Origin of the sequence: Methyloversatilis discipulorum, from assembly GCF_000527135.1 — a bacterium.
In the GTDB taxonomy this organism is placed as follows: domain Bacteria; phylum Pseudomonadota; class Gammaproteobacteria; order Burkholderiales; family Rhodocyclaceae; genus Methyloversatilis; species Methyloversatilis discipulorum.
In genome coordinates this window covers 77,931-102,906 of the sequence record NZ_AZUP01000001.1, presented here as the reverse complement: position 1 = coordinate 102,906, position 24,976 = coordinate 77,931, and the positions used below count along the sequence as shown (strand labels likewise).

At 64.7% G+C, this 24,976-nt stretch carries 21 protein-coding genes, 1 tRNA gene and 1 riboswitch; of the genes, 15 read left to right on the top strand and 7 right to left on the bottom strand.

Features of this window, described 5'->3' with window-relative positions; translation table 11 throughout:
* The first annotated feature begins 67 nt into the window (after positions 1 to 67).
* The 3 genes from grpE to dnaJ all read left to right on the top strand — a co-directional run bounded on the left by grpE (position 68) and on the right by dnaJ (position 3,857).
* On the top strand, positions 68 to 604 hold the full coding sequence (grpE, locus tag METFAM1_RS0100490) for a nucleotide exchange factor GrpE (protein WP_019917488.1): 537 nt from the start codon (positions 68 to 70) through the stop codon (positions 602 to 604).
* 89 nt (positions 605 to 693) lie between these two features.
* Positions 694 to 2,619, top strand: a complete 1,926-nt coding sequence (gene dnaK, locus METFAM1_RS0100485; protein ID WP_024300337.1) for a molecular chaperone DnaK — start codon at positions 694 to 696, stop codon at positions 2,617 to 2,619.
* 104 nt (positions 2,620 to 2,723) lie between these two features.
* Positions 2,724 to 3,857: a molecular chaperone DnaJ gene (gene dnaJ, locus METFAM1_RS0100480; RefSeq protein WP_019917486.1), complete on the top strand. Its 1,134-nt coding sequence runs from the start codon at positions 2,724 to 2,726 to the stop codon at positions 3,855 to 3,857.
* 74 nt (positions 3,858 to 3,931) lie between these two features.
* Here dnaJ and METFAM1_RS0100475 read toward each other — a convergent pair whose 3' ends face one another.
* The 6 genes from METFAM1_RS0100475 to cysS form a co-directional block, all read right to left on the bottom strand.
* The gene (locus METFAM1_RS0100475) at positions 3,932 to 5,932 is read right to left on the bottom strand and encodes a TonB-dependent receptor (RefSeq protein ID WP_157256649.1); all 2,001 of its coding nucleotides are present in this window, start codon (positions 5,930 to 5,932) and stop codon (positions 3,932 to 3,934) included.
* Positions 5,933 to 6,017: 85 nt separating this feature from the next.
* Entirely contained in the window at positions 6,018 to 6,803 is a 786-nt protein-coding gene (locus tag METFAM1_RS0100470; protein ID WP_019917484.1) for a DUF4465 domain-containing protein, read from the bottom strand.
* Positions 6,804 to 6,864: 61 nt separating this feature from the next.
* Positions 6,865 to 7,659: a PEP-CTERM sorting domain-containing protein gene (locus tag METFAM1_RS0100465; RefSeq protein ID WP_024300336.1), complete on the bottom strand. Its 795-nt coding sequence runs from the start codon at positions 7,657 to 7,659 to the stop codon at positions 6,865 to 6,867.
* Between the two features lie 173 nt (positions 7,660 to 7,832).
* Positions 7,833 to 8,049, bottom strand: a riboswitch (cobalamin riboswitch).
* 99 nt (positions 8,050 to 8,148) lie between these two features.
* The gene (locus METFAM1_RS0100460) at positions 8,149 to 10,017 is read right to left on the bottom strand and encodes a phosphoenolpyruvate carboxykinase (GTP) (protein ID WP_019917480.1); all 1,869 of its coding nucleotides are present in this window, start codon (positions 10,015 to 10,017) and stop codon (positions 8,149 to 8,151) included.
* Positions 10,018 to 10,284: 267 nt separating this feature from the next.
* Positions 10,285 to 11,013: a Crp/Fnr family transcriptional regulator gene (locus METFAM1_RS0100455; protein ID WP_019917479.1), complete on the bottom strand. Its 729-nt coding sequence runs from the start codon at positions 11,011 to 11,013 to the stop codon at positions 10,285 to 10,287.
* 21 nt (positions 11,014 to 11,034) lie between these two features.
* The gene (cysS, locus tag METFAM1_RS0100450; RefSeq protein WP_019917478.1) at positions 11,035 to 12,414 is read right to left on the bottom strand and encodes a cysteine--tRNA ligase; all 1,380 of its coding nucleotides are present in this window, start codon (positions 12,412 to 12,414) and stop codon (positions 11,035 to 11,037) included.
* Between the two features lie 148 nt (positions 12,415 to 12,562).
* Here cysS and METFAM1_RS0100445 point away from each other — a divergent pair, with 148 nt between their 5' ends.
* From METFAM1_RS0100445 to METFAM1_RS0100420, 6 genes are read left to right on the top strand one after another with little or no spacing between them, the layout of a single operon-like run.
* Positions 12,563 to 13,696: a nuclear transport factor 2 family protein gene (locus tag METFAM1_RS0100445; protein ID WP_019917477.1), complete on the top strand. Its 1,134-nt coding sequence runs from the start codon at positions 12,563 to 12,565 to the stop codon at positions 13,694 to 13,696.
* Entirely contained in the window at positions 13,693 to 14,922 is a 1,230-nt protein-coding gene (locus tag METFAM1_RS0100440; RefSeq protein WP_019917476.1) for a L,D-transpeptidase family protein, read from the top strand. Before METFAM1_RS0100445 ends, METFAM1_RS0100440 begins: the two co-directional genes overlap by 4 nt.
* A 55-nt stretch (positions 14,923 to 14,977) precedes the next feature.
* Positions 14,978 to 15,553 carry a peptidylprolyl isomerase gene (locus tag METFAM1_RS0100435; RefSeq protein ID WP_019917475.1) on the top strand — a complete coding sequence of 192 codons (576 nt, stop codon included), beginning with the start codon at positions 14,978 to 14,980 and terminating at the stop codon, positions 15,551 to 15,553.
* A 35-nt stretch (positions 15,554 to 15,588) separates the two neighbouring features.
* On the top strand, positions 15,589 to 16,077 hold the full coding sequence (locus METFAM1_RS0100430) for a peptidylprolyl isomerase (RefSeq protein ID WP_019917473.1): 489 nt from the start codon (positions 15,589 to 15,591) through the stop codon (positions 16,075 to 16,077).
* Between the two features lie 15 nt (positions 16,078 to 16,092).
* The gene (locus METFAM1_RS0100425) at positions 16,093 to 16,851 is read left to right on the top strand and encodes a UDP-2,3-diacylglucosamine diphosphatase (RefSeq protein ID WP_019917472.1); all 759 of its coding nucleotides are present in this window, start codon (positions 16,093 to 16,095) and stop codon (positions 16,849 to 16,851) included.
* 11 nt (positions 16,852 to 16,862) lie between these two features.
* Positions 16,863 to 17,288: a hypothetical protein gene (locus METFAM1_RS0100420; protein ID WP_019917471.1), complete on the top strand. Its 426-nt coding sequence runs from the start codon at positions 16,863 to 16,865 to the stop codon at positions 17,286 to 17,288.
* 70 nt (positions 17,289 to 17,358) lie between these two features.
* Here METFAM1_RS0100420 and METFAM1_RS0100415 read toward each other — a convergent pair.
* Positions 17,359 to 17,434 (bottom strand) — tRNA-Thr (locus METFAM1_RS0100415).
* 142 nt (positions 17,435 to 17,576) lie between these two features.
* Between METFAM1_RS0100415 and METFAM1_RS0100410 the strand changes: the two genes are divergently transcribed.
* The 6 genes from METFAM1_RS0100410 (at position 17,577) to fliD (ending at position 24,968) form a co-directional block, all read left to right on the top strand.
* Positions 17,577 to 19,097 (top strand): hybrid sensor histidine kinase/response regulator, encoded by a 1,521-nt coding sequence (locus tag METFAM1_RS0100410; protein ID WP_024300335.1) that lies wholly within the window; start codon positions 17,577 to 17,579, stop codon positions 19,095 to 19,097.
* Positions 19,094 to 19,732 (top strand): response regulator, encoded by a 639-nt coding sequence (locus METFAM1_RS0100405; protein ID WP_019917469.1) that lies wholly within the window; start codon positions 19,094 to 19,096, stop codon positions 19,730 to 19,732. The genes METFAM1_RS0100410 and METFAM1_RS0100405 overlap by 4 nt, the downstream gene beginning before the upstream one ends.
* Before the next feature lie 173 nt (positions 19,733 to 19,905).
* Entirely contained in the window at positions 19,906 to 21,600 is a 1,695-nt protein-coding gene (locus METFAM1_RS0100400) for a GGDEF domain-containing protein (RefSeq protein WP_232419611.1), read from the top strand.
* Positions 21,601 to 21,932: 332 nt separating this feature from the next.
* Positions 21,933 to 23,126, top strand: a complete 1,194-nt coding sequence (locus tag METFAM1_RS0100395; RefSeq protein ID WP_019917467.1) for a flagellin N-terminal helical domain-containing protein — start codon at positions 21,933 to 21,935, stop codon at positions 23,124 to 23,126.
* A 65-nt stretch (positions 23,127 to 23,191) separates the two neighbouring features.
* A complete protein-coding gene (locus METFAM1_RS20045) occupies positions 23,192 to 23,542 on the top strand; it encodes a flagellar protein FlaG (RefSeq protein ID WP_027490975.1) in 351 nt (116 codons plus the stop codon).
* 10 nt (positions 23,543 to 23,552) lie between these two features.
* Positions 23,553 to 24,968: a flagellar filament capping protein FliD gene (gene fliD, locus METFAM1_RS0100385; RefSeq protein WP_019917463.1), complete on the top strand. Its 1,416-nt coding sequence runs from the start codon at positions 23,553 to 23,555 to the stop codon at positions 24,966 to 24,968.
* Positions 24,969 to 24,976: the final 8 nt, after the last annotated feature.

The following is a 24,976-nucleotide window of genomic DNA, read 5'->3' as shown; positions in this document are numbered from 1 at the left end:
TTTCGGGCTTGAAATGCGTGCGGACGCCCCCATTTCCGGCGGGTCTCAGATTCAGAGGACTTTACGCATGACCGAGCAGACCCCGCAACCGGTGCCCGAAGAACAGCAGGCCGCCCCCAACACCGAAGCCGCCACGCCGGCCGCTCCAGCGACGCCCGAGGCGCTGGCCGCCGCCGAGCAGAAGGTGGCCGAGCTGCAGGACGCGCTGCTGCGCGCCAAGGCCGAAACCGAAAACATGCGCCGTCGCGCCGCCGAAGACGTGATTAAGGCGGGCAAGTTCGCCGCCGAGAAGTTCGCGTCCGCCATGGTGCCGGTCAAGGACAGCCTGGAAGCGGCGCTGGCCGACACCTCGAACGACGTCGCCAAGATCCGCGAAGGCGTCGAACTGACGCTGAAGCAGCTGGTGCAGGCTTTTTCCGGCGCCAGCGTCGAGGAAGTGAACCCGCTGGGCGAGAAATTCGACCCGCACAAGCACCAGGCGATCAGCCAGATCGAAGCGCCGGGCGAACCGAACCACGTGGTGCAAGTGCTGCAGAAGGGTTATCTGCTGCACGACCGCGTGCTGCGCCCTGCCCTGGTCATCGTTTCGAAGGCGGCGGGCTGAAAAGCCCCTTGAAATGCAGGGGCAAACGCCCCACTTCGACCTCAGACAAGCTCTCTCCTCCACCCGCATATATATAGAGGACCCCGAACATGGGAAAAATCATCGGTATCGACCTGGGCACCACCAATAGCTGCGTTTCCGTGATGGAAGGCGGCAAGCCCAAGGTGATCGAGAACTCGGAAGGCGCGCGCACGACGCCGTCCATCGTTGCCTACACCGACGACGGCGAAATCCTGGTCGGCGCCTCGGCCAAGCGCCAGGCGGTCACCAACGCTGCCAACACGCTGTTCGCCGTCAAGCGCCTGATCGGCCGTCGCTTCGAAGAGAAGGAAGTGCAGAAGGACATCGCGCTGATGCCCTACAAGATCGCCAAGGCCGACAACGGCGACGCCTGGGTCGAAGTGCGCGGCAAGAAGATCGCGCCGCCGCAGGTGTCGGCCGAAGTGCTGCGCAAGATGAAGAAGACCGCCGAAGACTATCTCGGCGAAGAAGTGACCGAAGCCGTCATCACGGTGCCGGCCTACTTCAATGACAGCCAGCGCCAGGCCACCAAGGACGCCGGCCGCATCGCCGGTCTGGACGTCAAGCGCATCATCAACGAGCCGACCGCGGCTGCGCTCGCCTTCGGCATGGACAAGAAGCCGGGCGACTCCAAGATCGCCGTGTATGACCTCGGCGGCGGCACCTTCGACGTGTCCATCATCGAAATCGCCGACGTCGATGGCGAACACCAGTTCGAAGTGCTGGCCACCAACGGCGACACCTTCCTCGGCGGTGAGGACTTCGACCAGCGCATCATCGATTACGTGATCGACGAGTTCAAGAAGGACCAGGGCGTCGACCTGAAGAAGGACATCCTTGCGCTGCAGCGCCTGAAGGAAGCGGCGGAAAAGGCCAAGATCGAGCTGTCGTCGAGCGCGCAGACCGAAATCAACCTGCCCTACATCACCGCCGACGCGTCCGGCCCGAAGCACCTGGCGATCAAGATCACCCGCGCCAAGTTCGAGTCGCTGGTGGAAGAACTGATCGAGCGCTCGATCGAGCCCTGCCGCATCGCGCTGAAGGATTCGGGCGTCAAGATCGGCGACATCGACGACGTCATCCTGGTCGGCGGCATGACCCGCATGCCCAAGGTGCAGGAAAAGGTGCGCGAGTTCTTCGGCAAGGAGCCGCGCAAGGACGTGAACCCGGATGAGGCGGTCGCCGTCGGCGCGTCCATCCAGGGCGGCGTGCTGCAGGGCGACGTCAAGGACGTGCTGCTGCTCGACGTGACCCCGCTGTCGCTGGGCATCGAGACGCTGGGCGGCGTCATGACCAAGATGATCCAGAAGAACACGACGGTGCCGACCAAGTTCTCGCAAACGTTCTCGACCGCCGACGACAACCAGCCGGCGGTGACCATCAAGGTCTATCAGGGCGAGCGTGAAATGGCCAGCGGTAACAAGTCGCTGGGCGAATTCAACCTGGAAGGCATTGCCCCGGCACCGCGCGGCATGCCGCAGATCGAGGTCACCTTCGACATCGACGCCAACGGCATCCTGCATGTGTCGGCCAAGGACAAGGGCACCGGCAAGGAAAACAAGATCACCATCAAGGCGAACTCGGGTCTGTCGGAAGAAGAGATCCAGCGCATGGTGAAGGACGCCGAACTGCACGCCGAAGAAGACAAGCGCGCGCACGAGATGGCCGACGCCCGCAACCAGGCCGACGCGCTGGTCCATTCGACGCGCAAGGCCCTGGCCGAGCACGGCGACAAGGTCGACGCTGGCGAGAAGGAAAAGATCGAAGCCGCGCTGAAGGAGGTGGAAGAAGCCATCCGCTCCGGCGACAAGGAAGCGATCGACGCCAAGAGCGCCGCGCTGGCCACCGCCGCGCAGAAGCTGGGCGAGGCGATGTACGCCGAACAGCAGGCCGCGGCCGGTGAAGCAGCCGGTGGCGCCGCACCCGGCGGCCGCAAGGACGACGACGGCGACGTGGTCGATGCGGAATTCACCGAGGTGAAGGACAAGAAGTAAGCTGCGCTCCCGACGCTGACAGCGAGCAGTTCAACGACCGAGGCACAGCGCGGCAGGAGCCCTCCTGACGCGCTGTGCCTTTGGCGCATCTGTGGTGAAAACGAATGGCGAAGAAAGATTTTTACGACATCCTGGGCGTCAACCGCGACGCCTCCGATGACGAAATCAAGAAGGCTTACCGCAAGCTGGCGATGAAGTACCACCCGGACCGCAATCCGGACAGCAAGGAAGCCGAGGACAAGTTCAAGGAAGCGAAGGAAGCCTACGAAATCCTGTCCGACGGACAGAAGCGGGCGGCCTACGATCAGTACGGCCACGCCGGCGTCGACCCGAACATGGGCGGCGGCGCGGGCGGCGGTCAGGGCTTCGGCGGTTTCGGCGACGCCTTCGGCGACATCTTCGGCGAAATCTTCGGCAACCAGGGCGGACGTGGCGGCGGTCGCAGCGGCGTCTACCGCGGTGCCGACCTGCGCTACAACCTCGAAGTGTCGCTGGAAGAAGCGGCGCGCGGCACCGATACGCGCATCCGCATCCCGACCATGGACGACTGCGGCACCTGCGGCGGTACCGGCGCCAAGCCGGGCACCAAGCCGGTCACCTGCACCACCTGCAACGGTGTCGGCCAGGTGCGCATGCAGCAGGGCTTCTTCTCGATCCAGCAGACCTGCCCGAAGTGCCACGGCACCGGCAAGATGGTGAAGGATCCGTGCAACGACTGCCACGGCGCCGGGCGCGTCAAGGGCAGCAAGACGCTGCAGGTGAAGATTCCGGCCGGCATCGACGAGGGCGACCGCATCCGTCTGGCCGGTGAAGGCGAACGCGGCCAGGGCGGCGGTCCGGCCGGCGACCTGTACGTGCAGATCCACATCAAGCCGCACACCGTGTTCCAGCGCGAAGGCGACGACCTGCACTGCGAAATGCCGATCGGCTTCGCCACCGCAGCCCTGGGTGGCGAGATCGAGATTCCGACGCTGGATGGCGCGGCCAAGATCAAGATCCCGGCCGAAACCCAGTCCGGCAAGGTATTCCGCCTGCGCGGCAAGGGCATCAAGGGCGTGCGCAGCAGCTATCCCGGCGACCTGATGTGCCACGTCGTGGTCGAGACGCCGGTGAACCTGACCGCGCGTCAGCGGGAACTGCTGAAGGAGTTCGACGACATCAACCGCAGCGACGAAGCGAGCCACAGCCCGCGCGCGAAGTCCTGGATGGACAAGATGAAGGACTTCTTCGCCGGTTGATCGGCCTTGAGCACGCCGGACACGACAAAGCCCGCTTGTGCGGGCTTTGTCGTTCTCGGCGCTGGCGACCGTAGTCAGAAAGTCATGCTGGCGGCCACCATGACATGCCGTCCCGGCATCGGGTACACGTCCCCGCTGTACTGCCGCGTCGCGTAAGCCCGGTCGAACAGATTGTTCACCGACAGGCTCATCGACAATGCCTCGCCATGCGGCCGCCAGCGCATGCCGGCGTCGACCACCGTGTAGGCGGCAAGTCGCGGGCGCGGATTCGGATCGTCGAAGGCGTTGTTGTCGCGCACGCTCGACACATAGCGCGCCGCCAGCGTGGCATCGACCCGTTCGAGCACCTGCCAGTCCAGTCGCAGGCTGGCGTTGCGCCGCGGCACACCGGGCAGGTCGCCATCGAAATCGTCCGCTTTCGGCTGCACATAGCCGAAATTGAAAGCGGCGCGCAGCACCGACGTCAGCGGCCAGCGCGACTGGAACTCGAAGCCACGGCGTTCGGTCGGCAACGGAAAATTGGTGTTGTTGCTGACGCCGAAGGCGTCCCTGCCGAAGAAGATTTCGTCGTCGATCCTTATCCGGAAGACCGACAGCGCCAGTTCGGCGCCGGCAACCGGCCGGTAGCGCATGCCCGCTTCTTCCGTGCGGCCGCTCTGAGGCCGGATGTCGGCCGACGCCTGCGCCAGTTCGTCAATATTGGGACTGCGGAAATGGCTGCTTGCGCTGGCATGGATAGACAGCGTTGGCGTTGCGTCCCAGGACAGGCCGATTTCACGCGCGTGATTGCGCCATGTGCCCCGCGACGGCGCGGCACTCGCCGCCCAGAACGGCGCACAGGTGGTACATGGCGCGACAAAGGGCGGTACCGGGATGACGACGGTCGGCAGGCTGAGCACCTCGGTATCGCGATCCGACCGGAAGCGGTCGATACGTGCCCCCAGATTGAGTGTCCAGCGCTCGCCCAGCGCCAGCCTGGCATCCGCATAGCCGCCATGGCTGTGAATGTCGCCGGAGTGCCGGGTGGTACCGATGGCCGTGGGTGATCCGGTATGGCGCTGGTAGTCGCCGTTCCAGCTATTCAGGCCGAAGCCGAGCTGATGCGGTCGCGCACCGAGTGCCGACGGCAGATCGATCTCATGATCGATCTGCAGCGCATGCCGCGAAGAGCGGATCGGTGCCTCATCGCAACCGGCCGAAACGCAGCCGATGATGAAGGGGTTTTCGCGCAGCCGGCTGCTGGCCTGCACCCGCGTCACGCCAAAGGGACCGGCATCGATGTCGGCCCCCGCCATATAGCGCGAATCGTCGGTCGTGCCGCCGTTCAGCAGGCTGGCTGCGGCGCGGCGCGCCGCCTCGCCCTGCGACAGCACGGAAGCGGGCAACCCCCCGGGCAGGCCGTATTCGTCGACATGGCGAACGACGCGCACCCAGGCACTGAAGCGGGCATCCGGCGAAAAGCGCAATTCGGCCGAGCCGTCGCGCGAATACAGATAGCCGTTGCGGCGGAAACCATCGGTGTCCGACCGTCCTGCGGTGAGCTGAAGGCTTAACGGGCCAGCGCCAGCGGCGACCGAACCGGTGTACTTGCGCGTGCCATAGGCTCCCGCCTCGGCGCGCAAGGATCCGGACACGGTACCGGGCGCCGGTGCACGCGTGACGATGTCGATAACGCCGCCGACCGCGCCGTCGCCGACGCGGACCGCTCCGCCACCGCGCACGATGCGGATGCGTTCGATGCGCGACAGGTTCAGGCCCGACAGGTCAGAGCCGGACAGGTCCAGTTCATTCAGCCTGACGCCGTCGACCAGGACGACCACATTGCTCGATGCCGTCTCACCCATGCCGCGGATATCCAGCGAAGTCCATTTTTCGGTGCCGGACAAGCTCTGCAGATTGACGTTGGCTTCGCGCGCGATCAGTTCGGGCAAGGACGTGGCAGCCGAGCGCTCGATATCTTCGGCCTCGATGACCGAAGTGCTGTGGCCGTCGGTCGGCAGGTTGCCCGTGAAGCGCGCACGCACCTCGACCGGCGACAGTTCGTAGGCCCGGTCGTCGGCCTGCGCACGAGCCATGCTCGCCACGGGCAGCGCCAGCACCGCAAAAAAATACGCGCCACCTCGCCGGGCGAGGCGGCGCGCGCGGACAGCGTGCGACACGTCAGCCGAGGCGACGGCGCGCAGCGGCGCCCAGCAGCGCCAGACCGGCCAGCAGCATGGCGGCTTGACCCGGTTCCGGGACGGCGGTCACGTTCAGGTTGTCCATCGCGAAATAGGCCGGCGTATTGATGCCCCAGGCACCGGAATCGCTTGAATCGATGGCGAATTCAAGGCGGGTAACCGTACCCAGTGCGCTCAGGTCGAACTGCGTCCAGCTATCCAGGATGTAGTCCTGACTGTTGTCTTCGAAGCGGAAGTCGGCGAGATAGATGTCGACCGCGCCGGTCTGCGCCGAATTGTCCCAACCGATCACGGTGAGCTTGAACCAGTCCGCATCGTTGCCGCTCGCTCCGCCGAACTTCTTGGCAAAGCTGTCGCCATTCAGCATGGACAGCGCCGCATAGGTCGTGTTGGTGAACGATGCGCTGCCCACCTGCACAGCGGTACCGAACTCGACAACCGGTGCGCCGAAGTAGGCGATGGCGTAGTTGGACGAACCATTCGCACCCATACCGGTGAATGCGCTGTGCTGATTCAGGTGACCGGCCGTGGTGGTGTCGGTCCGGTTCGAATACACCCAACCGGAATGGCAGCAGCCGGGAAACCACTCGGTGTAGTCGTGGTTGAAGGTCGCCCCGCCGCTGCCGAAGGTCGTGGTCGTTTCAGGAAAGAAGTGGCTTTCGGGTGTCAGTGCCAGATCTTCGAAAGTGACGGTCGCCGCGGCGACCTGTCCGGCCAGCGTCGCCAGAGCGACGGCAAGCAGGGTACGGAGTGAAGAGGTCTTCATAAGCAATGTCCTGTCGGTAGCCGCGCCGCGCGCAGCCCATGGTTGAAGGTAAGCGTTCGGCTCAGGCGCGGCGGCGACGCAGTGCGATCAGGCCCAGGCCTGCGGCGAACAGTGCGATCTGCGACGGCTCGGGCACCGCAGCGGCGAAGTTCATGACACCGATCGCATCGAGGTCGAAACCCTGGCTGCCGGTCGTGTTGTAGGGGTCGTAAATCCGGTTCGGACCGCCGTAGGCGAGCGGGAAATCGTCGAACTCGGTCCCGTTGCCCACCACATCGACCAGTCGCACATGCGTGACGCGATCGATGTCCAGTCCGTCGGTACCTGCCAGCAGCGCCAGATCGAAGGGCGTGCCCCAGCCCTGCTGATACTTGCCGGCGAAACCGTCGATATTGGTCGGATCGACCGAACCGAAAGCATTCACGGCGGATGGCGTGAACGAATAGACCGGGAAACGGAAGAAATCCGTGCCATTCGACGACACTTCGACGAAGGCCAGTTCCAGGAAAGTGGCGCTGAAACTGTTCTCGAACACCGCGAAATCCGCGCCTTCGCCGTCGACAATGTAGCCGTCGAAAGTCAGCGTGATGGTGCCACCGTTGCCCAGCGACACGATGTCGTAGGAATCGCCGACCGCCTCGCCCAGCGCTTTTTCGGGCGTACGCCAGGTCGTGGCGACGGCACCGGCAGCCTCGTTCGGACGGTAGTCCTGCCAGCCAGTGGCCCACTGCACGATGGACGCGTCGTCCTTGTGAATGGCGGTAGAGCCGGCTTGCCCGGCAGCCGGTGCGAAAGGCCCGGCCTGGGCGGCGCTGGCAAGCGCCAGTCCGAGAAGTGAAGTCAATACGTTACGCATGCGAATCTCCGCAATCGCCAGCAACCCCCGCCGGCAGATGGAAAATCCGATGGAATGCGGACAGGCAGCGCGGAGAACACAGGTGAAGTCGATGCGTCCGGCATGAACCGGATGCAGGCGGACGAACGCATGCGTCCCGCGGTCACCCACCGTAACCATCGGTCTTGAAGGAGCGGAATGCTCCCGTCCAGGCCGGTCTCCGGGCTTGCGAGGGAAATATGCGCTCCGCCTTCCCGTGCATGGGCACAGTGGCTGTGTGGGGCGCTACGACTCGCCTACCGTTGCGGGGGCAGCGTCGGAATGACAGACCGTTCGTGGTCTGCGCACCGACTTCCCGTTTCACCCTGCGCGAAGAAGGACGCGCGGGGCACCTGAACTTTTTCGAGGGTAGGCGATCCGCTGCAACTTGGTCAAGCCCGACGGACAGACAAATGAAAAAGGCCCGCGCACAGCGCGGGCCTTTTCCGTTTCGAGCAAGAGAACGGCCTGTCAGGCGGCTGCCAGTTGTCGTGCAATCTGTGCCTTGACGGCGGACAGTGCGTCCGGAAGCCCCTGCCGCAGACGGTCGAACAGTTCTTCATGCAGCGCGATTTCCTGCTGCCAGGCCGCGACATCGATCGAGGTGATGCGTTCGAACAGTTCGCGGCTGAACTCCGTACCGGCCCAGCTCAGGTCTTCGTAGCGCGGGCTGGTGCCGAACAAGTGCTCGGCGCCTTCGGCACCGCCGGCCACGCGGTCCAGCATCCACTTCAGCACGCGCATGTTCTCGCCGAAGCCCGGCCACACGAACTTGCCGTTCTCGTCGGTGCGGAACCAGTTCACGCAGAAGATGCGCGGCAGTACCTGGCCCTGTGCGGACAGGTTCTGACCGAGCTTGAGCCAGTGCGCGAAGTAGTCGCTCATGTTGTAGCCGCAGAAGGGCAGCATGGCGAACGGGTCGCGGCGCACCACGCCCTGCTGGCCGGCGGCCGCAGCGGTGGTTTCCGAACCCATGGTGGCTGCCATGTAGACGCCTTCGATCCAGTTGCGCGCCTCGGTCACCAGCGGCACCGTAGTCGAACGACGACCGCCGAAGATGAAGGCCGAGATCGGCACACCGGCCGGATCGTCCCAGGCCGGGTCGATCACCGGGTTCTGGGTGGCCGCCACGGTGAAGCGGGCGTTCGGGTGAGCGGCCTTGGCGCCGGTCTGCTTGGCGATTTCCGGCGTCCAGTCCTTGCCCTGCCAGTCGGTCAGGTGCGCCGGCGGGGTCTTGGTCATGCCTTCCCACCAGACGTCGCCATCGTCGGTCAGCGCGACATTGGTGAAAATGGTGTCGGAACGCAGCGAGGCCATGCAATTGGCGTTGGTGCTGTCATTGGTGCCCGGGGCGACGCCGAAATAGCCGGCTTCCGGGTTGATCGCGTACAGGCGACCGTCCTTGCCCGGCTTGATCCAGGCGATGTCGTCGCCGATGGTGGTCACCTTCCAGCCCTCGAAACCCTTGGGCGGAATGAGCATCGCGAAATTGGTCTTGCCGCAGGCCGACGGGAAGGCGGCTGCGACATAGTGCTTCTGGCCCTGCGGGTTCTGCACGCCGAGGATGAGCATGTGCTCGGCCAGCCAGCCCTCGTCGCGACCCATGGTCGAGGCGATGCGCAGCGCGAAGCACTTCTTGCCGAGCAGCGCATTGCCGCCGTAGCCCGAACCGAAACTCCAGATTTCGCGGGTTTCCGGGTAATGGACGATGTACTTGGTGGCGTTGCACGGCCACGGCACGTCCTGCTCGCCGGCGGCCAGCGGCTTGCCGACGGTGTGCACGCAGGGCACGTACTCGCCGTCCTCGCCCAGCACGTCATACACGGCCTTGCCCATGCGGGTCATGATGCGCATGTTGACGGCGACATAGGGCGAATCGGACAGCTCGATGCCGATCTGCGAAATGTGCGAGCCGAGCGGCCCCATCGAGAACGGCACGACATACATCGTGCGGCCGCGCATGCAGCCGTCGAACAGGCCGTTCAGCGTCCGGCGCATCTCGGCCGGAGCCATCCAGTTGTTGGTCGGGCCGGCGTCTTCCTGGCGTTCGGAACAGATGAAGGTGCGATCCTCGACGCGCGCCACGTCGGACGGGTCGGACCAGGCGAGATAGGAATTCGGGCGCTTCTCGGGGTTCAGGCGGCGCATGGTGCCGGCGGCGACCATGTCGGCACACAGGCGGTCGTACTCCTCCTGCGAACCATCACACCAGTGGATCGCGTCCGGCTTGGTCAGCGCAGCGATCTCGGCAACCCATTTCACCAGCTTGCGGTTTTTGACCCAGGCCGGAACGGGGATCTCTCCGGAGTTCAGCTGCTCCGGCGACAGGACGACTTTCATTGCGACGCTCTCCAAAATCCACCGGAATCGGACAACGGTGGTAACCGTTGCCGTCCCGGTTCGACGGTTGAAACAGACTCGGCATCCACCGGGTAGGTGTATGCGTCGGACCCTGCTGACCGCCGACTGCGCCTGCGGTCATCCTCACGGAGGTCGCACTTTAACCATAACGCGGTCTTATGTCTGCTATAAGAGTCACGAATGATGCGAATTGTTCGGACGAAGCCGGTCCTGCCCGAAAAAGGCATTGCATTCGGCAACGCTGGATCAGTTTTCTTGATCGTGCGCCGCAAGAAGCGCGGCGAGACCTGAAGCGTCGATGCGCCAGTGGTAGCGGCTGTCGGCGTCGGAAAGCAGGTTGCTGCGGCGCAGCAAGCCGAGTGCACGACTGGCCGATTCCGGGGCGACGCCGAGGATGGCGCCGATGTCTTCCAGGCTGAGCCGGATCGCCCGGCCGGGCGCCTCGTCGGTGCGCAGTCGCAGCAGCAAGCGCGCCACCCGTGTCTTCACGTCGGCGTGGCCGGCGGCGAGTTCGGCCAGCCAGGCGTCGGCTTCGGCCAGTGCGGCGTACCAGTGCTCGAACAGCGGCTTCTGCAGCCGCGGCGTTTCCCGATTCAGACGTTCGATCAGCGCGCGCGGGATGCGGCAGATCTTGGTCGGCGCCAGCGTGATGGCAGTGTGATCGTAGCCGGGACGCACCAGCGCTTCGAGACCGCACACGTCGCCCGGCCGCAGCACGCGCAGGATGCGCTGGTTGCCGTCATTGCTGTAGCGCACCAGCTTAATGGCGCCGGCACGCAGCGTGAACAGCCAGTCGCCGTGAGCACCGGCGTGGTAGATGACGGCGCTGGACGGGTAGTCCAGGTCGTCTATCTGCTCGTGCAGCAGGGCGAAATCGGCCTCCACCAGGTCGGCGAACAACACCGACTGGCGGATGCTGCAGCCTTCGCAGTCACTGTGGCCGTTCCACGCCGATTTGATCGTGATCGCACGCATGCCCGACTGCAAAACTCCATGTTACGCACGCCGCCAGGTCGTTCCAGCGGCCGAATCTTCGAGAATGACGCCCTGCAGCTTCAGTTCGTCACGCACGCGGTCGGCGGTCGCGAAGTCGCGCGCCTTCTTGGCGGCCACTCGCTGCGCGATCAATGCCTCGATCTGCGCGTCATCCAGACCGCCAGCCTGTGCACGGCCTTTGAGGAAGTCTTCCGGAGAACGTTCCAGCAGACCGAGCACACCGGCCAGCGCGCGCAGTTCGCCCGCCACCGCGGCGTCACCGCTGCGGTTGGCTTCGGCCGACAGGTCGAACAGCACCGCCATCGCTTCCGGCGTGTTGAAGTCGTCGTCCATCGCGGCGCGGAAGCGGCTGCCGGCCGGCGTCGACCAGTCCGGCGCACGGCTGGCGGGCGGCACGTTCTTCAGTGTCGTATAAAGTCGGGTCAGTGCGCCGCGCGCGTCGTCGAGATGGGCGTCGGAATAATTGAGCGGGCTGCGGTAATGGGCGCGCAGGATGAAGAAGCGCACCACCTCGGCGTCGTACTTCTGCAGCACCTCGCGGATGGTGAAGAAGTTGCCCAGCGACTTCGACATCTTCTCGTCGTCGACGCGGACGAAGCCGTTGTGCATCCAGTAATTGACGAAGGTGTGGCCGTGCGCGCCCTCGCTCTGGGCGATCTCGTTCTCGTGGTGGGGGAACTGCAGATCGGCGCCGCCGCCGTGGATGTCGAACTGGTCACCGAGCAGCTGCGAACTCATGGCAGAGCACTCGATGTGCCAGCCCGGGCGGCCATCGCCCCACGGTGACGCCCACTTCGCTTCGGCCGGCTCGGCCGGCTTGGCGTGCTTCCACAGCACGAAATCGAGCGGGTCCTGCTTGTCGTCGATCACATCGACGCGTTCGCCGGCGCGCAGGTCGTCGAGCGACTTGCCGGACAGCTTGCCGTAACCGTCGAACTTGCGGACGCTGTAGTTCACGTCGCCGCTGGCCGCGCGATAGGCCAGGCCCTTCGCCTCCAGACGCTGGATCAGCGACTGCATCTGCGGCACGAATTCGGTCGCGCGCGGCTCGTGATCCGGGCGCAGCACGCCCAGCGCGTCGGCGTCCTCGTGCATCGCGGCGATGAAGCGGTCGGTCAGCGCGCGCATCGTTTCGCCGTTCTCGGCCGCCCTCTTGATGATCTTGTCGTCGATGTCGGTGATGTTGCGGACGTAGGAAACCTGATAATCCGACGCACGCAGCCAGCGCGTCACCATGTCGAACACCACCATCACGCGGGCGTGGCCGAGGTGACAGTAGTCGTACACCGTCATGCCGCACACGTACATGCGCACCCGGCCGGGTTCGATCGGAACGAAATCCTGCTTCTCGCGGGTGAGGGTGTTGTAAATCTTGAGCATGGCTGGCCGTAAATCGGGAGGGCTGCGAAGGGGAAGACCCGCTCTGCGGGCAAGTACTCGAATCAGACGCAACGACAGGACGCCGGCACGCCTTCTTGATAAGATCCGGGGTTGTCAAACGACGCATTCACGCCAAAAAGTCTAACACATGGCCTTTACGCACCGCTCCGCCTCCCGCCTCGTTTCCAGCCTGATCGCCGGCCTGATGATGCTGTGCGCATCGGTCTCACCGGTCTTCGCCGACAGCATCCAGGAAGCGGAGCAGCTCTTGCGCCTGAAGCAGCCTCAACAGGCGCTTGAAAAGATCGACATCTACCTTGCGCAGCGACCGCGCGATCCGCAGGGCCGTTTCTTCAAGGGCCTCATCCTGACGGAACTGGGCAAGATCCCGGAAGCGACCTTGGTATTCCAGAAGCTGACCGAGGACTATCCGGAACTGCCGGAGCCCTACAACAACCTGGCCGTGCTGTACGCGCAGCAGAAGCAGTACGACAAGGCCAAGACCGCGCTTGAGATGGCGATCCGCACCCATCCGAGCTACGCGGTGGCGCACGAGAACCTCGGCGACATCTACGCCCGAATGGCTACGCAGGCCTACGACCGCGCGCTGCAGCTCGATTCGTCGAACAAGGCTGCGCAGAGCAAGCTGAACCTGATCCGCGAAATGGTCGGCAACGGCAGTCGTGGCAATCAGAAGCCACGCGCCATCGCACCGATCGCAGCCGCGCCGTCGACGGCGACCGCTACGCCAGCGCCGACTGCTCCGCCCGTGCCGGTCACGCCGGCTGCTCCGGCCGCCCCGAAGCAAGCCGAGGCGGCGAAACCCGCCGAAGCACCGAAACCGCCCGCGGCCACACCCGCACCGGCATCCGCACCAGCGCCGGCCGCCGCAGTGCCCGAAGCGCCGGCGAAGGCCGCCGCACCGACCGCTGCCACACCCCCTGTTGCCGAACTGAGCCGCACCGTGCAGGACTGGGCAGCCGCCTGGTCACGCAAGGACGTGAAGAGCTACCTCGGCTACTACGCCGCCGACTTCAAGGTACCGGACGGCAAACCCCGCAGCGCGTGGGAAGCGGAGCGCCGCTCGCGCATCGCCAAGCCGGGCGCAATCGAGGTGCGTGTCGAGAACGTGAAGGTGAAGTCCGTCGCCGCCGACCGTGCCGACGCCACCTTCCGCCAGCATTACAAGGCGGTCGGCCTGAAGACCAGCACGACCAAGACGCTGACGCTGGTGCGCCGCGACGGCCGCTGGCTGATCCAGCAGGAGCGGGTCGGCGGATGAGCACGACCCCGGTCGCCCGCAGCCGCGCGCTCACACGCGTGCTGCGCAACGCCCTTTTCCTGTCCTCGCTGTGCGTGCCGCTGGCCATCGGCTCCGGCCAGTCGGGCAACGCTGTCCGCTATTCCGACAGTGGTCCCGAACCGATGCTCGAACAGGTGTTCCGCCAGATCGAAAGCAAACGGCTCGACCTCGCGCTGGAACAGGTCGATGCCCTGCTCCACATCTGGCCGAATTTCCGTCTCGCCCACCTGATACGCGGTGACCTGCTGATGGCCCGTGCCAGCGCGCTGACTACGATAGGCAACGCACCGAATGCGCCGGCCGAGCGCCTGGCCGACCTGCGCGACGAGGCGATCGCGCGCATCCGCGCCTACCGCGACAAGCCGCCGGTCGATCGCGTACCGCGCTACCTGATGCAACTGCCGGCGGACCAGCGCCACGCGCTGGTGGTCGATGCGCGACGTTCGCGCCTCTACCTGTACGAGAACGTCGACGGCAAGCCGCGCTTCGTCGCCGACTGGTATGTGTCGCACGGTCGCCTCGGCATCGAGAAAATGCGCGAGGGCGACAAGAAGACGCCGCTCGGCGTCTATCAGGTGACCGGCTTCCTGCCGCCGGAGAAGCTGACCGATTTCTATGGCGCGGGCGCATTGCCGATCAACTACCCGAACGCCTGGGACCGCAAGCAGGGGCGCAACGGCCACGGCATCTGGCTGCATGGCGTGCCGTCCGACACCTTCTCGCGGCCACCGCGTGCCTCGGACGGCTGCGTCGTGCTGGCCAATCCGGATTTCCAGGCGCTGAACGGATATGTACAGGGCGCGCCGGTGCCGGTGGTGATCAGCGATCAGGTCGAATGGCTGACGCTGGACGACTGGCAGGCAGAGCGCGCCGAATTCAACCGCGCGCTCGAACAGTGGCGCGTCGACTGGGAAAGCCGCGACACCGATCGCCTGCTGTCGCACTACTCTCCTCAGTTCAGCGCCGACGGCAAGAACTTCGACGCCTTCGCGAAGAACAAGCGCGAGGTCAATGCGGCGAAGAAATGGATCAAGGTCGGCGTGCGCAATCTGAGCACCTTCCGCAATCCCGGCCGGGACCACCTGGTGGTTGTCACCTTCGAACAGGACTACCGCAGCGATAATCTCAGCAACGTGATGCGCAAGCAGCAGTACTGGCAGAAGGAAAACGGCCGCTGGCGCATCGTCTTCGAGGGCTCGGCCTGAACCGGCCGCCGCTCCACCTGTCTTTCACGCTTCCCACCCACACGGAGTCACCCGCATGAAGAAGTTCCTGTTCGGCCTGCTGGCCGGCCTGCTGCCGCTGTTCGCCCTCGCCGCCAACCCGCAGGTCGAAATGAAGACCAGCCAGGGCACCATCGTGATCGAGCTGTTCCCGGAGGCCGCGCCGGCCACGGTCGACAATTTCGTCGAATATGTGAAAGCTGGTTTCTACGACGGTCTGATCTTCCATCGCGTGATCAACGGCTTCATGATTCAGGGCGGCGGTTTCGACCCGCAGATGAACCAGAAGGCCACCCGCGCGCCGGTGAAGAACGAGGCGCAACGGGCGCTCGACAAGGGCGTGCGCAATGCGCCGGGTACGCTCGCCATGGCACGCACCAACGACCCGCACTCGGCGACGGCGCAGTTCTTCATCAATCTGGTCGATAACCGCATGCTCGACTACCCGTCACGCGACGGCTACGGCTACACCGCATTCGCCAAGGTCATCAAGGGCATGGAAGTCGTGAACAACATCGCCACGGTGCGCACCGGCAACGCCGGCATGCACCAGGACGTGCCGCTGACGCCGGTGGTCATCCAGTCCGTCCGCGTCCTCGAAGCCAAACCCTGACCGCCGCGCAAGCGGCCCCAACCGGAGAACACAACATGGTCAAACTGCACACCAATCACGGCGTCATCACGCTCGAACTGGACGCCGAAAAGGCCCCGCAGACGGTCGCCAACTTCCTCGCCTACGTCGAGGCCGGTCACTACAACAACACCATCTTCCACCGCGTGATCGGCAACTTCATGATCCAGGGCGGCGGCTTCGAACCCGGCATGAAGCAGAAGGACACCCAGGCACCGATCAAGAACGAAGCCGGCAACGGTCTTTCGAACACGGTCGGCACCATCGCCATGGCGCGCACCTCGGACCCGCACTCGGCGACCGCCCAGTTCTTCATCAACGTCGGCGACAACCTGTTTCTCGACAAGGAACAGTCGCAGGACGGCTGGGGCTACTGCGTGTTCGGCCGCGTCACCGACGGCATGGACGTGGTGAACAAGATCAAGGGCGTGGCCACCGGCCGCTCCGGCTTCCACCAGGACGTGCCGAAGGAAGACGTGGTGATCGAACGCGCCGAAGTGGCGTAACACCGCGTGCGTGGCATGGACCTGCTCTGTTCCGATCTTCACCTGTCCGCCGCCACGCCTGCACTGAACGCAGCCTTCGTGGCACTGCTCGAAGGTCGCGCGCGCGACGCGCAGCGCGTGTTCCTGCTCGGCGATCTGTTCGAAGCCTGGGCTGGCGACGAGGACGTCGACGACCCGGCGGTGCGTCCGGTGGTCCGTGCTCTGCGGGCGCTGCACGAGCGCGACATCGAACTGCACGTGCTGCCTGGCAATCGCGACTTTCTGCTCGGCGCGGGCTTCACTGCGGCCACCGGTGCGCGCATCCATGGCGACTGGCTGATCGCCGACATCGGCGGCGATCACACGCTGCTGCTGCACGGCGACACGCTGTGCACCGACGACCTGCCCTATATGCAGTTCCGCCAGATGGTGCGCAACCCGCAGTGGCAGGCCGCCTTCCTCGCGAAACCGCTGGCCGAGCGCCATGCGATCGCCGAGGACATGCGCCGGCGCAGCAAGGAAGCCACGGCCGGCAAGGGTGAATACCTGATGGACGCCAACGCCGAGGCGATCGCATCGATGTTCCGCCACCACGACGTCGCGCGAATGATCCACGGTCACACGCACCGGCCGGCCCGTCATCTGCACGAAGTCGATGGCAGGCCCTGCGTGCGGCACGTGCTGGCCGACTGGCGTGACCGCGCCTGCTGGTTCGAGGCCGACGACAGCGGCTTGCGCGCCTTCACCACCGACGATGCGGGCGCACCGTTGCCGGACACCCGCTACACCGCTTGAGGAGACCTTAGATGAGCACTTCTGAACTGCGCATCCGCCTGACCGCCGACGGCCGCATCGAGTGCCGCAAGGGCGATGCCGCCCCGGCGATCACGCTGGACCCGGACTTCTTCGGCAATCCCGATTCGGCCGAGGCCCAGCGCGCTCTGGGCCGCTTCGTCTTCGCCGTGCTGCAGGGCGCGACGCCTGCGGCCGACGCTGACGCCCCTGCAGCGGCCGACCCGAACAGCCCGGACGCGCTGTACCAGAACTTCGTCACGCTGCAGAGCGAAGCGATGAAGAGCTACTCGGCCAATATGCTGGCAATGGCTGAACAGGCGCTGCAGCAGTCCGCCGCCGCCGGCTTCGGGCCGGCCGTCGAGGCGATGAAGGACTGGCCGTCGATCCGCACCGTCGCCGACATGCTGATCGCGCGCGGACCGGAACAGAAGAGCTGAGCGCCCTGCTGACCGCAGCGGCGACGGATGTGAAAAAGGCCGATTCGAAGGAATCGGCCTTTCTCCTTATTGGTGCCGCTTGTCGGAATCGAACTGACGACCTACCGCTTACAAGGCGGTTGCTCTACCAACTGAGCTAAAGCGGCGAGTCGCGGATTATATCGCTGCCGTCGCCTGTCGCGGCGCTGTCGCTGCGCAATGTGCATGGATTAAACTGCAGGGCACTACAACAATGCCTTCGCGCGTCAGCGCGGCGTGCCGTTCGCCGCGGACGAAGGCCCTGATCCGATGCCCGATCCCGTCACGCCTGTTCTGACCGCCCAGCGCACGCTCGATGTCCTGCTGATCGAGGACTCCGAGGACGACGCGGTGCTGCTGCTGCATCGCTTCCGCCAGGCCGGCTACACCGTGCGCTCGATCCGCGTGGAGGACGAGAAGGGGCTGCGCGCCGCGTTGCGCTCGGGTTCCTGGGACGTCGTACTGTCCGATCACAACATGCCTCAGTTCTCGGCCATGGCGGCGCTGGGCATCCTGCAGGAACTGGGGCTGGATCTGCCCTTCATCATCGTGTCCGGCGTGATCGAGGAAGACATCGCGGTGTCGGCGATGCGCGCCGGCGCCCACGATTACCTGAGCAAGACCAATCTCGACCGCCTGGTACCGGCGGTCGAGCGCGAAATGCGCGAGGCGCGCAACCGCGCCGAGCGGCACAGTGCGCTCGACGCCGTGCGCGACAGCGAAGCACGCTTTCGCGCGCTGGCCGCCAACATCCCCGGCATGGTGTTCCAGTTGCTGCGCCACGACGACGGCGGCTGGCGCTTCCTGTTCGTCAGCGACGGTTGCCTCGCCCTGCTCGCGCTGAAGCCGTCTGAACTGATCGCCCAACCCGGTCGCTTCCTCGAAATGGTGCTGCCGGAAGACATGCCGGAACTGAACCGCGCGATGAAGCAGTCGGCGCAGTCGCAATCGACGGTGAACTGGGAAGGCCGTATCCGGCTGCCGGACGGCGACGTGAAATGGGTGAACCTGCGCTCGTCGCCGCGCCTGCTCGCCTCAGGCGTGCCGATCTGGGAAGGCATCGTTTCCAACATCACGCAGAGCAAGCTGACCGAGCGAGAACTTCGCCAGTCTCGTGGACAGCTCGCCGAGCTGTCTTCGCATCTGCAGATGGCGAAGGAAGAGGAACGCGAACGGATCGCGCGCGACATCCACGACGAACTGGGCGGCCTGCTGGTGGCGCTGAAGTTCGAGGTGTCGCTGCTGGCGAACAAGACCGCCGCAGACCCCGACGCCATCCGCGCGCGTTCGCAGAGCATGGGCAAGCTGGTGGATGACGCGATCACCACGGTCGGCCGCATCGCACGCGAACTGCGCCCGGGCATCCTGAAGGAGTTCGGGCTGGCGCCGGCGATCGAGAGCCATGCCGAGGATTTTTCGGCGCGCACTGGCCTGCAGTGCGAACTGCTGTGCATCGACCACGACATCGAGCCGGACGAGGAAACGGCGATCGCGCTGTTCCGCGTGTTCCAGGAAGCGCTGACCAATGTGTCCAAGCACGCGCAGGCGCACAAGGTCGAAGTCAGGCTGACGCAGGAAGACGACGACATCGTGCTGGAAATCGCCGACGATGGTCGCGGTCTTGCGCCCACCGATCTGAACAAGCCCAAATCATTCGGCCTGCGCGGCATACGCGAGCGGGTCGCCCATCTGAACGGCCGCTTCGAGGCGAGCGGCCGCGACGGCGGCGGCACCCGGCTGCTGCTGCGCGTACCGGCCTGCCGCCGCACCGTACTGGAGTTCGCACGATGAGCAGCATCCGCATCCTGATCGCCGACGACCACGCCATCGTGCGCTCGGGTCTGCGCCAGATCCTGTCCGACAGCCCCGACCTGGTGGTCACCGGCGAGGCGGAGAACGGCGTCGAGGCGATGCACAAGCTGCGCGACGGCAGTTTCGACATGGTACTGATGGACGTATCCATGCCCGACCGCAACGGCATCGACACGCTGAAGCTGGTACGCAAGGAGTTTCCCAAACTGCCGGTGCTGGTGCTGTCGATGCACCCGGAAGACCAGTACGCCATCCGCGCGCTGAAGGCCGGCGCCTCGGGCTACCTGACCAAGCAGAGTGCGCCGGAACAGCTGGTGACCGCCATCCGTCAGGTCGCCAGCGGCAAGAAGTACGTGTCGCCGACGCTGGCGATGGAACTGGCCAACGCCATCACCGACGACAGCGAGCGCCCGCCGCACGAAAAGCTGTCCGACCGCGAGTACCAGACGCTGGTGATGATCGCCTCGGGCAAGACGCTGACCCAGATCGGCGAGGAACTGAATCTGAGCGTCAAGACGGTCAGCGTCTATCGTGCCCGCCTGCTGGAGAAGATGCGCATGAAGAACAATGCCGAACTGACCCACTACGGTCTCAAGCACGGCCTGGTTGACTGAACATCGGTCGCACAGGCGTTGCAGCGCCGTGTGACAAATTTTGCACGGCTTCCCCCTAAAGGCCTCAGGGCGATTGCCGTAGTTTGCATTCGTTACAAACCGTTAATACCTCGCACATGTCAGACGCCATGCAGCCGCTCGAAATCGCTCGTGAAGCCCTGCGGCGGCTTGCCATGCGTCAACTGCAGCCGACGCCGGAGAACTATCGCGCGCTGTACCACGAGATCGCCGGCACCAAGCCGGAGGACCTCTTTCCCGAGCGCGCGCTGAAGCTGGTCTGCAGCACGCTGCCGCGGCTCAACCAGGCGCAGATCGAGTTCGTGCAGCGCCTCGAAAGCGCGGTCACCAGCCGCAGCTGGTCGGCGATCAGCGGGTCTCTGGTCGGGCTGCTGCGCGCCCAGGCGGCACCGCAGCGCAAATGGACCGCCCTGCTCAAGGATGTGTTCAAGCAGCTCGAACGCAACCACGCGACGCTGACCTTCGCACAGAAGCATCAGGCCTTGCAGCAGGTGCTTGATTCGTCCAACGGCGAGCTTGATGCGCTGTACTCGCGCATGAGCGCGCTGGCCGACAAATGGGAATCGGCCGAGGACGGCAAGGCCGCGTCGGCGGTGCAACTGGTCGCCGACAGCGCAGCACCGACCGACAACAGCGACGCCGCACTGCGCGACCTGTTCGCGCGTACGCTCGAAGGCGTCGTCGCCAGCCTGCTCATTACCGCCCCCGAACTGCGCGACGAAGCGATCGAACTGGGCAAGGTGCTGCGCGAAGTACGAGACATGCGCGGTGTGGATGACCTTGCGTCCAAGCTGCGCAATCTCATCTACCGCCTGAACTGGGTGGTCGACGATCAGGCGGAAATCCGTACCGGCCTGCTTTCGCTGCTCGACCTGCTACTGCGAAACATCAGCGATCTCGTCATCGACGACCGCTGGATGCGCGGCCAGATCGATGCATTGCGCGGCCTGTGCGATCACCCGATCAGTGCGCGCGAGCTCGACGAAGTCGAGCGCCGCCTGCGCGAGGTGATCGAACGACAGGGCTCGCTGCGCGGCAATATCGACGACGCCAAGCACCAGATCAAACTGATGCTGGCGGGCTTCGTCGAGCAGTTGGGCAGCTTCACCGACGCCACGTCCGGCTTCGGCGACAAGATGGAAGGCTATGCGCGCACCATTGCGGAAGCCGACGACATCGGCGCGCTGCAGGGCGTGATCGCGGACGTGATCACCGCGACGCACGAAATGCGCGCCACCACGGAACGTTCGCGCAACGAGGTCGACACCATGCGCGATCGCGTGCGTGCGGCCGAAGCCGAGATCGAGCGTCTGCAGATCGAACTCGAACAGACCAGCGAGAAGATGCGCCACGACCCGCTGACCGGCGCGCTCAACCGCAAGGGTCTGGAAGAGTCCTATGCGAAAGAGGTGTCGCGCGCATCGCGCCGCGGCACCCAGCTCTGTCTGGCCGTGCTCGATATCGACAACTTCAAGCGCCTGAACGACACCTACGGCCATAACACCGGTGACGATGCCCTGCTGCATCTGGTCGCCACGGTGCGCGACTGCCTGCGCCCGCACGACACGCTGTCGCGTTATGGCGGCGAGGAGTTCGTCATACTGCTGCCGGAGACTTCGGTCGATGACTCGGTCGTCGTGCTGCAGCGACTGCAGCGTGAACTGACCAAGCGCTACTTCCTCGCCAACAATGACAAGCTGCTGATCACCTTCAGCGCAGGTGTCACCGTCGTGCAGCAGGACGAAGCCCAGAGTTCGGCAATCGAACGCGCCGACGTCGCGATGTATCAGGCCAAGGCGACCGGCAAGAACCGCGTCGTCGTCGCACCGGGCGCCGCCATCGCCGCCTGAACGCCGCTGCGTCCCCTGCGCAGCGGCAATCACAATTGGTAACAGTTGAAATCAAGCGCTGACGCGGCTTTCCGGGCGAATTTCACGCCATCCCCAAAGCACAAGGCACTCTTCGGGGCAACCCTAAAGTTTTTGCCCCTCGAACCTACACCGCAGCGGCAAGCCATTTCGCGATGCCTGCGCCTGAAAGCCACGAGCACAAAGGCTTTCATTGAGATAGCGGCCTAAAGTTTTCTCTCCCCTCTCCGTTACTTGAATCATCGGCGACATCAACATCGGGTCATGCAACCCAGGGCGCCGTAACTACACCACTTCGTGACAGGAGAAAGAAAATGCCGCAAATCATCAACACCAACGTTGCCTCGCTCACCGCTCAGCGCAACCTCAATTCCTCGCAGAATTCGCTCGCCACTTCGCTGCAGCGTCTGTCGTCCGGTCTGCGCATCAACAGCGCCCGTGACGATGCCGCTGGTCTGGCGATTTCGCAGCGCATGAATGCACAGGTCAAGTCGCTGAACCAAGCTGCCCGTAACGCCAGCGACGGTATCTCGATGATCCAGACCGCTGAAGGCGGCATGTCGCAGATCCAGGACATGCTCATCCGCATGAAGGAACTGGCCACCCAGGGTTCGAACTCGACGCTGGCCGACGCAGAGCGCTCCTTCATCGCCGACGAAATGACCCAGCTGCGCGACGAGATCAACAACATCTCGACCCGTACCAAGTTCAACGGCCAGCAGCTGCTGAACGGTTCCTTCGGCAAGGCACTCGACACCACCTCGACCGTACAAGGCGGTTTCAACCTGGCCACCTCCGGCACCGCCGCAGTGACCAAGGTCGACATCACCGGCGCCGCCGCCGGCACGACCTTCACCTTCGCCGATGCCAACACCGGCGAACTGACGCTGTCGGATGGCACGAACTCGCAGATGATCGACATCACCGCCCTGGCGCTGACCGCAGGCCAATCGTACGAGCTGAACTACAACGAGCTCGGCGTGAAGGTGACGATCAAGGCTTCGGGTGCTGAGACCGGCGCCAACATCGCTGCCGACCTCGACGCAGGCACCATCATCACGACCGCTGCCACTGGCGCTGAAATCCAGGTCGGTGCTGACGACGCTGCCGACAACCGCCTGACGCTGACCTTCGGCGACACGCGTATCAACGCCACTTCGGCCGACGCCCGCATGGTCGCCCTGGACACCGACATCACCGCCTTCACCGGCGCCACCACGGCCGCCAACTCGCAGGCGCTGCTGACCTCGGTCGAAGACGCACTGACCTACGTGTCGGAACAGCGTGCCGCCCTCGGTGCCCAGCAGAACCGCCTCGACTACACCGTAGCCAACCTGCAAACGCAAGCGGAAAACATCTCCGCCTCGAAGAGCCGCATCACCGACGCCGACTTCGCTGCCGAAACCGCCAACCTGACCCGCGCGCAGATTCTGCAGCAGGCCGGTACCGCGATGCTGGCGCAAGCCAACTCGCTGCCGCAGAACGTGCTGAGCCTGCTCCGCGGCTGATCGCGTAAGGCAGTAAAGAGGGGGCGCGGGCGACCGCGCCCCCCACCCAGCAAAGGGAGAATGTCATGGCCATACAGCCTATCCCGAACAGCGCAACGATCTCTGCCCCGGGCGTCCAGGCGACCACCGGGGCAAAGCCCGTTATGCCGGAGAGCAAGAAGGCGGAAGCGCAGCCCACTGAGGCAGCGCTCAGCAACGAACAGATCGAACAGACGGTGGACGAGATTCGCCGCAGGATCGAACCGGTGGCACAGAACCTGCTCTTCACGATCGACAAAGACACAGGGAAAACCATCGTGCGGCTGATCGACTCGACCACCAAGGAAGTACTGCGGCAGATTCCTTCCGAAGAACTGATTGCGATTGCGCGGTCGCTCGGCAAGAGCCAGAGTGGACTGATCGAACGCAAGGCCTGAGGAGACTGCCATGGCATCGTCGCTCGCATTCGGTACCAACCTGGACATCAACTCCATCGTCACGCAGCTGATGACGGTAGAGCAGCGTCCGCTCACGCTGCTCGCGGAAAAGCAGGCCAAGCTCGAAACCAAGATTTCCAGCTACGGCATGATCAAGGGTGCGATGTCGACGCTGCAGACGGCAGCGGAAGCACTCGGCAAGGCGGAAATCTTTGCCTCCCGCAAGGCAACGATTGCCGACAGTGCGGTGGCAACGGTTGCCGCCTCGACGACGGCGACGCCCGGCAACTATTCAATCGAGGTGAGCAGCCTGGCCCGCTCGCAGGTCACCGCGTCGGCAGCTTTCGCCGGCGGCAGCACCGCGAACGTGGGCAGCGGCACGCTGACCATCGAACTGGGCAGCTACAGCGGCGGCGCATTCACCGCGAACCCCGACAAGACAGCGGTCAACATCGACATTTCCAGCGGCGCCGCGACGCTCGCCGACGTGCGTGACGCGATCAACGCGGCCGACGCCGGCGTGACGGCCTCCCTGCTCAACGACGGCACCGGCACCCGCCTCGTGCTGACCTCGCAGGATGGCGGCACCGCGAATACCGTGCGCATCACCGCCGCCGATGACGACGGCAACAACACCGACAACGCAGGCCTGTCGCGGCTGATCTATGACGCCTCGACCGGCGGCACCTCCAATCTTTCGGAGAAGGTGACCGCTTCGGATGCCGTGCTGAAGATCAATGGCATCGACGTCACCTCGAGCAGCAACACGCTCACCGACACCATCGAAGGCGTCACGCTGACGCTGAAAAGCACCAACGTCGGCAATCCGACGACGCTGACGGTCGGTGCCGACTACACCGGCGCGAAGAGCGCCGTCGAAAAGCTGGTCAAGAGCTACAACGACGCCATCCTGACCATCAAGAACCAGACGTCTTACAACACGACCACCCAGACCGGTGCGGCACTGAACGGCGAAAGCACCGTGCTCAGCCTGCGCTCGCGTCTTGCCTCGGCCGTCACCGAAGAGATCGCGCCGGGCGTTTCTCTCGGCAGCATCGGTGTGTCGGTGCAGAAGGACGGCTCGCTGAAGATTGACTCCGACAAGCTCACGACAGCGCTGGAGAGCGGCGCCGCCAAGTCGCTGTTCATGGGCAGCACCGGCGTGACCGGTCTGGCCTCCAAGATCGATTCGATGATCTCGTCCGTGATCGACGAGGATGGCCTGATCGGCAACCGTCTCGAAGGCATGGAAGAGACGAAGAAGGCGATGAACCGCCAGCGCGACGCGCTGAACGTCCGCATGGAACAGATCGAGGCCCGCTACCGCCGACAGTTCACTGCGCTCGATTCGCTGATCAGCAGCATGAACACGACCAGTACCTTCCTCACACAACAACTCGCCAGCCTGCCGACCTATTCGAGCTGACAGCGCGG

Coding starts and splice junctions, on each gene's coding strand:
- METFAM1_RS0100470 (WP_019917484.1), bottom strand. CDS start 6,803: ATGAAGACCTCTTCACTCCGTACCCTGCTTGCCGTCGCTCTGGCGACG.
- METFAM1_RS0100405 (WP_019917469.1), top strand. CDS start 19,094: ATGAGCAGCATCCGCATCCTGATCGCCGACGACCACGCCATCGTGCGC.
- grpE (WP_019917488.1), top strand. CDS start 68: ATGACCGAGCAGACCCCGCAACCGGTGCCCGAAGAACAGCAGGCCGCC.
- cysS (WP_019917478.1), bottom strand. CDS start 12,414: ATGCTCAAGATTTACAACACCCTCACCCGCGAGAAGCAGGATTTCGTT.
- METFAM1_RS0100420 (WP_019917471.1), top strand. CDS start 16,863: ATGAGCACTTCTGAACTGCGCATCCGCCTGACCGCCGACGGCCGCATC.
- METFAM1_RS0100395 (WP_019917467.1), top strand. CDS start 21,933: ATGCCGCAAATCATCAACACCAACGTTGCCTCGCTCACCGCTCAGCGC.
- METFAM1_RS0100465 (WP_024300336.1), bottom strand. CDS start 7,659: ATGCGTAACGTATTGACTTCACTTCTCGGACTGGCGCTTGCCAGCGCC.
- METFAM1_RS0100440 (WP_019917476.1), top strand. CDS start 13,693: ATGAGCACGACCCCGGTCGCCCGCAGCCGCGCGCTCACACGCGTGCTG.
- METFAM1_RS0100410 (WP_024300335.1), top strand. CDS start 17,577: ATGCCCGATCCCGTCACGCCTGTTCTGACCGCCCAGCGCACGCTCGAT.
- METFAM1_RS0100425 (WP_019917472.1), top strand. CDS start 16,093: ATGGACCTGCTCTGTTCCGATCTTCACCTGTCCGCCGCCACGCCTGCA.
- dnaK (WP_024300337.1), top strand. CDS start 694: ATGGGAAAAATCATCGGTATCGACCTGGGCACCACCAATAGCTGCGTT.
- METFAM1_RS0100435 (WP_019917475.1), top strand. CDS start 14,978: ATGAAGAAGTTCCTGTTCGGCCTGCTGGCCGGCCTGCTGCCGCTGTTC.
- fliD (WP_019917463.1), top strand. CDS start 23,553: ATGGCATCGTCGCTCGCATTCGGTACCAACCTGGACATCAACTCCATC.
- dnaJ (WP_019917486.1), top strand. CDS start 2,724: ATGGCGAAGAAAGATTTTTACGACATCCTGGGCGTCAACCGCGACGCC.
- METFAM1_RS0100445 (WP_019917477.1), top strand. CDS start 12,563: ATGGCCTTTACGCACCGCTCCGCCTCCCGCCTCGTTTCCAGCCTGATC.
- METFAM1_RS0100430 (WP_019917473.1), top strand. CDS start 15,589: ATGGTCAAACTGCACACCAATCACGGCGTCATCACGCTCGAACTGGAC.
- METFAM1_RS0100400 (WP_232419611.1), top strand. CDS start 19,906: ATGCGTCAACTGCAGCCGACGCCGGAGAACTATCGCGCGCTGTACCAC.
- METFAM1_RS0100455 (WP_019917479.1), bottom strand. CDS start 11,013: ATGCGTGCGATCACGATCAAATCGGCGTGGAACGGCCACAGTGACTGC.
- METFAM1_RS20045 (WP_027490975.1), top strand. CDS start 23,192: ATGGCCATACAGCCTATCCCGAACAGCGCAACGATCTCTGCCCCGGGC.
- METFAM1_RS0100475 (WP_157256649.1), bottom strand. CDS start 5,932: ATGGCTCGTGCGCAGGCCGACGACCGGGCCTACGAACTGTCGCCGGTC.
- METFAM1_RS0100460 (WP_019917480.1), bottom strand. CDS start 10,017: ATGAAAGTCGTCCTGTCGCCGGAGCAGCTGAACTCCGGAGAGATCCCC.